This window comes from Haloglomus irregulare, from assembly GCF_007421925.1.
Taxonomy (GTDB): domain Archaea; phylum Halobacteriota; class Halobacteria; order Halobacteriales; family Haloarculaceae; genus Haloglomus; species Haloglomus irregulare.
On record NZ_QMDX01000037.1, the window covers coordinates 1 to 9,942 of the forward strand.

Annotated in this window: 7 protein-coding genes; 5 read left to right on the forward strand and 2 right to left on the reverse strand. The window is 59.9% G+C overall.

Features of this window, described 5'->3' with window-relative positions; all coding sequences use genetic code 11:
* On the forward strand, positions 1-182 hold a 182-nt coding region (locus DP107_RS20400), incomplete at its 5' end, for a hypothetical protein (RefSeq protein ID WP_185977415.1).
* Between the two features lie 595 nt (positions 183-777).
* Positions 778-3,939, forward strand: coding sequence for a right-handed parallel beta-helix repeat-containing protein (locus tag DP107_RS19240; protein WP_144263699.1), 3,162 nt, complete (start codon positions 778-780; stop codon positions 3,937-3,939).
* Positions 3,940-5,334: 1,395 nt separating this feature from the next.
* Here DP107_RS19240 and DP107_RS20405 read toward each other — a convergent pair.
* Both DP107_RS20405 and DP107_RS19245 read right to left on the reverse strand, forming a co-directional pair.
* Positions 5,335-5,499: a hypothetical protein gene (locus tag DP107_RS20405; protein WP_185977416.1), complete on the reverse strand. Its 165-nt coding sequence runs from the start codon at positions 5,497-5,499 to the stop codon at positions 5,335-5,337.
* 905 nt (positions 5,500-6,404) lie between these two features.
* Entirely contained in the window at positions 6,405-6,797 is a 393-nt protein-coding gene (locus tag DP107_RS19245; RefSeq protein ID WP_185977417.1) for a hypothetical protein, read from the reverse strand.
* A gap of 58 nt (positions 6,798-6,855) precedes the next feature.
* Between DP107_RS19245 and DP107_RS19250 the strand changes: the two genes are divergently transcribed.
* From DP107_RS19250 to DP107_RS19260, 3 genes are all read left to right on the forward strand, one after another.
* A complete protein-coding gene (locus tag DP107_RS19250; protein WP_144263701.1) occupies positions 6,856-8,121 on the forward strand; it encodes a hypothetical protein in 1,266 nt (421 codons plus the stop codon).
* 1,194 nt (positions 8,122-9,315) lie between these two features.
* Entirely contained in the window at positions 9,316-9,804 is a 489-nt protein-coding gene (locus DP107_RS19255; RefSeq protein WP_144263702.1) for a type IV pilin, read from the forward strand.
* Between the two features lie 6 nt (positions 9,805-9,810).
* Positions 9,811-9,942, forward strand: a 132-nt coding sequence (locus tag DP107_RS19260) for an archaellin/type IV pilin N-terminal domain-containing protein (RefSeq protein WP_144263703.1), incomplete at its 3' end; no start/stop codon positions are given.

Below are 9,942 nucleotides of genomic sequence, written 5' to 3' on the forward strand. Positions count from 1 at the left end.
ATCGGGTCGTCAAGGGATTCGCCTCAACACCGACGCCGGCGTGGGCGCGGGACCGCTTCCCTGACCTCGACCCGGACACCGGTCGGAAAGCCCTTGCCAGGAATAGCGACCTCCCGAAGGAGGAACTTCACCCACCGACCGCCGAACTGGAGGCAGAGACGAGAGGGCTGGCCGATGACTGAGGTGGTGAATCCGGGCGCCAAGTCCGCCAGCGATGCCGGCATCGCTGCATACGGCGGCCAGCACGGCCGCACAGGCCGGCCGCGAGCAGCGCTGTCGGGCCGGCTGCGGGCGGGCGCTCGCCCTTATGAATGAGCTCGGTACCATACAGCCATATCGCGCGTTGGGCGCGCACGCGGCCAATCCTGTGGGGCAGTCGGTGCTCACCCCCCTACTCTCGGTAAGATACGGGTATAGTCGCGCGGTGGGCGCGCGAGCGCGCGAACTCAATACGGTTCCGGGCTTGCCGCCTCCCTCCTAAGCAATCGGGAGAGGGCTGGACGGAGAGCGGGCGAGGTTTCAGCCCCGGGAGCCCCTGCGCGGTCGGCTCACTCGCTCGCGGTGCCGGCGGCTCCGGTGGCGACCGTCGCGGCGACGCGGGCAGTCGCCTCTCCGTCTATAGGAAACAACACATCACGGCGCTGCCGAGCACATACGCTCACCCCGCCACAGCCGGCTTCACGCTACACAGCCACACTCACAAGCGGTCTTCGGACCATTTTTTAACACCGGGGGACGACCGGCAGAATAGCACGATTCTGCCAGGTGAAATAATTGATGACAGACACATGGGGGAGGTTGCGGAAAATCGTGACTGCGTGCGCGACTATCATACTGTTTGTGTCGGCGACCGCCCCCGCGGCCGGGGGCACGGTAACCGACTCCGAGGTCACTTTCGTTGAATCAGACCTCACGGCCGACACTACCTGGACGAAGGGAGACGGTCCGTATCGAATTATACAAGATATCGAAATTAAGCCCGGGGCGGCGCTGACAATTGAACCTGGAACAAGAGTCGAAATTGCTGAGGACGTCACCGTCACTATCAGCGGCTCGCTCCAGACGAACGGAATCAAGGGACGCCCGGTCGATATCACCCGCTCCGAAGGCGCGACGGCGGAGCACCGGTGGCAAACCCTCCGATATAATGGGACAACTGGAAGTGTCCTCGAACTCCAGCATACGACGCTCGAGGGCGGGAACACGGGAGTCACCGTGGCCAGCGGCTCCGGGCGAGTCCGTGTCGTCGACTCGACAGTGCAGGAGTTCACCACAGCCGGCCTCGCGGTCGCGGGCACAGGTACAACCCCGTCAATCGCGGTCCAACGGTCGACGTTCCGAGCGATTAATGGCCACGCGATTCGGGTGGACCCAGGTGCAGGGACGGTCGACCGAGTGTCGCTGCGAGCCACACCGAGCTCGGTCGGTGAGGCTGCGAAACACACTCTCCGGCTGGAGACCAGTGTGGGCGTATCACTGGACTCAATCCGGTTGTCTTACGACTCCGACGGATCGGTTGCGTCGGTAGACCCCGAGAGTATCAATCGAATCGGGGTCGATAAAAACCGAGACGGCAGCATCGATCAGTCGTTTAAGCAGGCGGTAACGGCGGTATCGTCAACAGACTCGCAGTTGGAAATCTCCCTGTCGGAGTCAGTCAAGCTCCCGCGAGACGGCCGACTAATCGTTGATTATGACGACACGGTGAACCCGACGACGCAAGGGGTCTACCCTGTTGAGGTACAATTCTGCGACGACGGACGCCAACGGCTCGCCACTGGAGTCGAAGCAGCGCTCGTTGTCGGTAACGTGGTCTCGCCGTATGATTCACCGGTCAAGCCTGACCCGCCGACCGACGCGGGAGTTGATCCCGACCAGCCGACGACGCAAGTGCGCGACCTCACGGTGCGGGGGGGGAGGTTTACCGGTATCAGCGGCGCGGGGGTATTCGTCGCTACCGACCGTATCTGGCAACTCCGGGTCGCGCAGGCACAGATGGGCGGCGTCAGTGCCAGCGCGATTTCAGTTCGGGCGGATCAGAGTGAGAGTTACTTCCGACGAAATGAACTCTCAAGCGGCGAAAACGGAATCCGAGTCGTGGGGGGCAGCAAAACGTCAGTGACCGCCACCGACAACCGAATTCAGAACGCACGGACCGGTATCCGGCTCCGACAAACCGGACGGGTGTCACTCAGACGGAATACGCTCACCAATAACCGTGTCCACGGCGTCGGGATTGATACTGACAGTCGCGAAATCCGGATTGACGCCCGTAACAACTCCATCATCAACAACGGTCGCAACGGAATCGCTGTCTCGGGGTGGCGCGTCAGCAGCGGGCAGGTCCGCGGCAACGAGATTAGCAGGAATGCCGAGACTGGGATAGCAATACAGACCGATGACTGGACGCGAGGGCTGGCCGTTCGAGACAATACGCTCGCCGATAACGGTGGCCATGGCCTCCAACTTCAGTCGAATCTCGTTGTGTACGGAGTCTCCGTAACCGGCAATCAGTTCACCAATAACGCCGGCGCGGGGCTGGTCGTCTCCAGTCCGATTACCCACCGCGCGAACCTTTCAGTGGCGAACAACGTCGTCGCTGCGAACGCGTACGGGATTGTCCTCCGAGGGGTGTTCGGCACGACGGTCCGCAATAACGACATTGTATTCAACACCAACCGCTTCGCCGAGCCGGTTCTACTGCCGAACGTCAGGGCGGGAACAGGGATTTACGTTGCCGAGGGCGCGGCGGGGGCAATCATCGACGCAGGCGACTCCGAAGTTCCGCTCGACTACACCGACACGCCTGACCTCCCCACGGACCCACGCGGAGGGATTGTTGCGGACCCTGACGGCAGCCCACAGTTCAGCGGAGTGCCGATTGATGACCAGTTGGTGGCGGTTCTACGTAACAACGACACAGCGTTTAGACAGAGCGTCGAGGTGGCTGCGCTCCGGCTCAGGAGCGCAAGCAGGGACATCCCGACAGGGATTCAGATTCCGAAAACGAACAGCAAAAGCGTCAGCTATCGGGTCGCTGATAACGGAATCTATGGCCAGGAGCGAGGGCTGACGGTCGACATGGAGCCGCTCGTCACGGCCAATACTAATACGCTCGTCCTAACCCAGCCAACCCGGACCGTCGACGCAGAGTCAAACTACTGGGGGAGCCCTGAGGGGCCGTACCACTCGTCGATTCTGCCAGAGGGCGAGGGGAATGCAGTCGTCACGAGCCACGGCTGGATCGATTTCATTCCGTTCCATGCAGAGCCCACAGTTCCGGAATACGCCCGCCCGACGGCGGCGATTGACCACCCTTCGAACCCAGTCCCGGGAACCGAGGTCCGGGTGGCAGGAATCAGATCGACGAGCGCGCAGGGGGGCGTCGCGCGGTACCGGTTCCAAATCGACGGTGACCGCCGACCCGCCACTGACCGTGCGGTGGCCCGCTTCGACATGCCGAATCGGTCTGTCGCCGCCACGCTAACCGTCGAGGACAGCATTGGAATCGACAGCGCCCCCGTAACGGCGCGAATCCAGCCGGGCACCCCGACGCCGACGGTACAGACGCCAACGCCGACGACGCCGCCCGCGACGGCGACTCCAGAAACCACAGAGCCGTCCACGGCATCGACGTCAACCTCCCAGCCGGCCCCCACGCTGTTTGAAAGTCTCATTTCGCTTCCAGGGCTCGCTGGTGGGCTTTGTTATCTCTTGGCGCTCATGTTCGGGGTCCATAGCGTGTGGGTCACGGTTACAGGTCGGTCATTACTGATTAAAGGGCTGCGAGTCCAGCAATTCGCCGGCGCTGGTGTCCTGATCTGGATTGTCGGTGGGATACTCGGTGAGGACCTGCTCCTGGCTATTGGACTCACCGGCGCAGCACTCTGGGCGGGGTTGACGGGGGCCGCATACGTGATTGTCAGGGCGATGAGGTGACATCCTCCGCGCCGTGACCGACCCGGCTTCCCTCCACAGAGGGGACCCGGCCTGTTGCCGGTCGGCTTCAGGACTGGCTCTCCCGAGCTCGGCGGGGCGGGGTCAGACCTCGCTCGGGAGCGGCTTGTGGCCCTGTCACGGAGGCTCCCATCCGCCACCGAGTCATCGCCCTGCGAGTTCTCAACAGGGCTCTCTCCGTGGCGGTCGTGCCTCGCGGCACATCTCCCGACGCGGGGCACACCTTCTCGGAGGCACTCTATCACCCGGGCTTCCCGCGCCCCGCAGACATGGGTGGAATGCGGCCCGACTCTCGCCACGTACCGACGGCGGGAGTCAGCGGGACCCGTGTGTCAATAGTCGGCACGGTCGATAGTAAGCGTGTGGAGTCCTGTCGTGGAGACTCCGGTGGTCTGTGACACGGAGTTTCCGCGATTGACTCCCGGCCTGAGGGCCGGATTTCTCTCGCTGAATCAAAATAGCGTCTAAACAAAGGCCCAGGCCAGGTATCCACCACCACCATCCTCGGTAGAGAGACCATTCCCACCGGATCGGGGCGCCATTCAGAGTCCGCGCTCTGCAACTGCTGTCCGTGCCCGTTCGTATGTTGTTTCACCACCGTCCGTATAGAGCGACGCCGATAGACGGTACTTCCGGAGCAGCGTAATCAGCGCCGCTGGCGCATCCTCGGCGCGGCCTGCTGGCGCTCCACTCGTTCATCGTCAGCGGACAGCTGAAGATGCTTGCATGGAGTTTCGTGACGATGTACCTGCTGATAGCAGTGATAATATTCGTGTCCACGAGCCTGGGCCGGAGAGTGCCGACAGCGGGCTGATGCCGGCGAGTCGCGGATTATTATAATGACGCGCATACAGTAGGTAATACGTGCGTGCTTGCCGAGTCTCGGCAAGAATACGGACGGCCGGGGGGGATTCATTTATTCAGCCGTCATATATACGACGCGCATAGTCACGACAGGGTTGGTCGCGAACAGGCCGAGGACCTCCGGCTGGAGCAGCAGCCCACCGAGCAGCCTGCGGCGAATTGAGAGCCCAGCCATAGAGCCCCTCGCTGGGCAGGACACGGCGGATTGACTCAGGTCACTTCCGGCGCCGCATACACTCACTTACACACTTGCCTGTACAGTATACTGCGCGAAGCATCGCGGGGGCCCCCAGCTGAGTATCGCGGCGACGGCAGGCCTCGCCATCGCCGGCGCCTCGATGCTGGTCGCGGTCGCGCCGATGAGCCTGTGGGCGGCGAGCATGGCGCTCCTCTTCTAACGCACCTGAAAGGGGACGGATGCCGGGAGGTCTGGAGGCCCCGGAACAGGGTTACACAGCAGGGCGCGCCAGACGAGTGTCACAACTGTGAGTACAGCATTAATCCTCGCTCCCGTTACGGCGACCGAACTAGTCCCAGGTTCGGCCGGTCGGTCTCGTGCCGGGCGGCCTCCGTCGGCGACGGCTCTGTCGCGGTCGTCGAGCCCTCGTCGACCCCGGCACCGTCGCAGCTCGCGAAGTGCTGGAGGTAGCCCTTCTCTCCGTAGTCGGGTCCGCACATCGGACAGCTCCCGTCGCCGAACGAGCCGGCGGCCGCGTCGCCGGACGACCTCGGTTCACGGCGGCGGTGAGGGCGGCCTCATCATAGGCTGGGTGCGGGCCCCCGATCTGTGAGCGCCGGGCGAGCTGCTCCTGAGCAAAATCAAGTAGATTGCCAGACAGGGGCGGGGTGGCCGTGTTTGACTACCCTTGCCGTATGACCTATTACCGTAGAGACAGATATTTAAAATCATGAGTTTCCCCCCTCGTGGCTATTTTTCACTGAACGGGGGCAGTCCGAGACTCTCGGTGGCCTGATTCTTGTCGGCGTTATGATTCTCTTGATTACTGGATTCAGTGTAATCGGAGCGGGCAGTTTCTTTGCCCAGACAGATACGGACAATGTAGCCGTCTCATGCGAGATCGGGCTTGTTGACGGAGAGATCCGACTCACACATGCCGGTGGCGAGGAGAACTTACAGGTGAGCGATTTGACAGTGCGGCTCCGGAATGATTCAACGAGTACGGAATTTCCGCTGACGCTTGACACCACTGACGGGGATAACAGATTCGAGACTGGCGAGCAAGCCCGACTCGGCCCGGTCAGCCAGCCAACGACGGTCCTTCTAGTCACGCAGAACGTCGTTGTCTGCCGGGAGAGAACATCCACACCTACTTCTACCGCGATGTCAACATCGGCTCCCGCCCCCACCGAGACGCCAGAGCCTACCGAGACGCCAGAGCCTACCGAGACGCCAGAGTGTTCACCATCATATCCGGAGGGGAAACCTGATAGATGCCGATAAGTAGTCGCTTGAGAATGAGATAGGACAATATCATAGCCCTAAGTCTAATTCTGGTGGTCATTCAGCCTGGTAAGGGCAGACTGTCCCGCCTATTCTGAGTGGCACACCTCTCTGCGTCGGTTCAGATCAGACCCGTTATGAGTACCAGCAGATTGTTGCCCACCAGTGCGATTCCCCAGAGAATCGTGATGACCCACATGACCGTCGAAAAGCGGTAGAGCCAGTCTACTTCAGCTGGGGATCCGATGTGCAGTAACCACGAATAGCCAACGAGAATCAGTCCAAAATTGAGAATCAGCGGCATTTGCGACACGACGAACACCCCGAGACCTGCATTTAGCGGCTCAATAAACAGTGGATTCGCTTCGCGTCCGACCTCATATACGCGCACAACTAGGTAGGTGATCAGCGGGTCAAGCACGGCGTGGAGCAGAAACGTCCCTCCGGCAAGGGCCCAGAACCGACGCCGACGAGCGTCGGCGGTTGGGTCCAGCCAAGATGGGAGTACCAGCATCCGATAGGTCACTTCTATAGCTCTAACCATTATACATGTACGGCTCGAACTAGCGACAATGGAATTCGGTTATGAGCGCGGACAAGCAATCCAAATTGGGACACTCTTCATTTTTGCGTTCATCATCATCGGAATCAGTGTCAATCAAGCAGCGCTTATCCCACAACAGAACAAGCAAGTCGAATTTAACCACTACGGCGAATTAAAAGACGACTTTGTGCAGCTGCAGGGAGATACCATTTCTATCGCCGGAGCCAATGCAATGCGTTCGTCATCGGTTACACTAGGTGCACGGTATCCCGCTCGCACGTTAGGAGTCAATCCCCCCCCGCCACAGGGACAACTCAAGAAAACACTTACTGGAACTCCGTTTGCCACATTGAGCACGGACCCAGATGTCTCGGACCTCTGTGGGGGGAGTACAACGTTCGGAGTCCAATACGCACCATCGTACTCAAATTTCGACGCTCAGCCAGTCACCTTCGAGAACGGCCAGGTGTTCATATCAGGAGGCTCAAACAATGCATTTCTTGAGACACGAACAATCATTAACACGGATACGGAGACCATCCGATTCTACAGGCTCACCGGATCGATCCCGACGCGCTCGACAGTCGGAACCGTTAATATTGAACTGACTGGCAGCAATATTATTGGCCAAGCGGATGAAAACGAATTCGAGGGCGAGAACATTTCTGTTCCCACGCAGTTGACTACATCCGACTGGCGAGAGGATCTCACTACGGATTATTCAGCATTTGACTCCGACGGAGGAAGCATTAGTACGAGTAGCAATCAGGCAGAGATCGCGATTCCTGGCGGGTATAAGATTCAGTGTTACACCATCGGCACCGGCAACACGGAGCCCCCGGCAGCTAATGAGTATGACCTCTCGACTGATGGGACCTCTCCACCCGAATCGGCAAGCCAGACATCACTCTCAGGAGGGTCTGCAACCGCCCCACCGGCGAATATTGAGTTTACGATTGACAATACAGGGGTCTCCAATGCGACGATTACCAAGATTGCTGTTATCAGCACCGATGCTAGTGCAACGTTCGTTGAGGATGAAAACGATGTTGAATTTGAGAGCACTGATGGTACTCCCAGTACTCCCCTCGATAGCCGAATCAACATCGATGGTAATTCGGAACCCCTCAATATGTCCGTGACGATTGCGGGTGGCAGTTCAGAAGAATTCAATCTCGGTCAGTTCCGCCCTGGTCGTGGCAACAGTGATACGGCCAATATGCAGAACCAACAGGTGACAATTATGCTAACATTCAGTGACGAAAGTACAAAACAATACGTTATCAATACTTGAGACCAGGACGCCAAGGCAACCCACAATCATCCTTTGAGGTCTCCGCCGAAGACACCGACAACAGGCGTGGAACGCTTGACCAAGGTACCTACAAGGTCGCCGTTGGCGAATTCGTTCCAGGATGCGACCCGGGCGACATCCTGCCGTCCCCGAGCGAGCTCGGTTCACGGCGCCGGCGAGGTGGTCCCCGCAGACTCCGAGATAACGGGTTCTGTCGTCCGATCTGGTGGCACGGCGGTGCTGGCGGCGGTTTCGCGTCCCGTTGCCGTCGTGCGATTCGGGGGTTCGGGGGCAGAGAGTTGACATAGTTCGGGCGGGCCTGTGGCGATGGTTCTGTCATAAGACCCGACGAGTCGGCCGTGCAGTAGCGGCGGTGAGGGGCACTCCGGGGTGCCGACGTGTTCGCTGGCGAGCCTGCCGTTCTCGTAGACGCAGAGCTACGGGGCCGTGTTGCTGGTCGTCGTTCATGGACGCCGGGCGCCGTTGTCGCAAGTGAGCCTCCCCTCGACGAGTGGTCCACGGCTGTTGTCGGTGTTTTCGGCGGAGATTTCGAGGAGAGCAACAATCGCGGAGGGAAACGGCTCCCTGATTTTTTACACAGAGAGGCTCATAGGATAGTTGCCTGCCGGGGCGCGGTGAGCCCGAGGCGCCCTTGGGGAGGTATGTTGACAGTGAGGCCTCTGCCCGGGACCTCGCTGTCTTCGTCCGGCCACTGCTGAGCGGCAGGACCGGCTATATCCGGGCCGCGCGCCAGCTCCCCCAGTGGTCAGTGCCGTTATGTGCGAAGATTTCAGTGGCCACAGCGTTCATGATACGTGCTGAGCCGGGGGCGGCGGCTAATCGGTTAACATCTCGTTAACGCGGTCGTTCTGCGATGCTGCTGGTCTGTCAGTCGCGGGCTTGTGAGGGAACTGATCCTGAACTGTTGCAAGCGGGCGGTAGCCTCCCGGACGCCCGGCTTTGAATAGCCATTCAGGGGGGCTCTGTCGGCAGCGCGAACGCCTCTATTCCCCGGATAACTCCTCATTAAACGCCGCACCTCCGAACAGATAATCCTCTACTCTTTAAGTGTGGATTAGAGATGTAGAGTCACGCGACCCGGGCATGAGGAGTCGCGGCCGCCGAGCCGACTCGGGCTCACCCCTCTCGGTCTGGCGGCCTCGCCTCCGCGTGTGACTGGGCGCGTCACACACAATGCAACTCAACAAGCTACTCGGCGACGACGAGGCGGTATCGCCTGTCATCGGAGTGATACTCATGGTCGCCATAACGGTGATTCTGGCGGCCGTCATCGGGACGTTCGTGCTCGGCCTGGGCGATCAGGTGCAGGACACGAGCCCCACCGCGAGCTTCACCTTCGATTACGACCAGTCTGACGGTGCTGATAGCTTCGGTAGTGGAAATACTGCCGGTGACGGCCTGCTTACCATCACCCATGATGGGGGAGACTCTATTGAAGCACAGAATCTGTTTATTACCGGTTCGTCAAATACTGCTTCTGATAAGGTTGAAGTTGCTGCTGATAGTAGCGCAGACCCACAATACAGCGGCAGTGATGAGCTCTCGGCTGGCAGCCAGGTAACTGTCCGAATATCGAATTCGGACACGGTTCGTGTCGTCTTTGAAGCCTCGGGCGGTGACAGTACCTCGACTCTCGGCAAATTCGAGGGGCCTAATGCCTAAGGAACAATGCAGCTTACCAACATACTCGGTGACGACGAGGCGGTATCGCCTGTCATCGGAGTGATACTCATGGTCGCCATAACGGTGATTCTGGCGGCCGTCATCGGGACGTTCGTGCTCGGCCTGGGCGATCAGGTC

Bases quoted from the DNA above. Each gene is read 5' to 3' on its own strand.
- DP107_RS19240 (WP_144263699.1), top strand. From the start codon at position 778: ATGACAGACACATGGGGGAGGTTGCGGAAAATCGTGACTGCGTGCGCG.
- DP107_RS20405 (WP_185977416.1), bottom strand. From the start codon at position 5,499: ATGTGCGGACCCGACTACGGAGAGAAGGGCTACCTCCAGCACTTCGCG.
- DP107_RS19245 (WP_185977417.1), bottom strand. From the start codon at position 6,797: ATGCTGGTACTCCCATCTTGGCTGGACCCAACCGCCGACGCTCGTCGG.
- DP107_RS19250 (WP_144263701.1), top strand. From the start codon at position 6,856: ATGGAATTCGGTTATGAGCGCGGACAAGCAATCCAAATTGGGACACTC.
- DP107_RS19255 (WP_144263702.1), top strand. From the start codon at position 9,316: ATGCAACTCAACAAGCTACTCGGCGACGACGAGGCGGTATCGCCTGTC.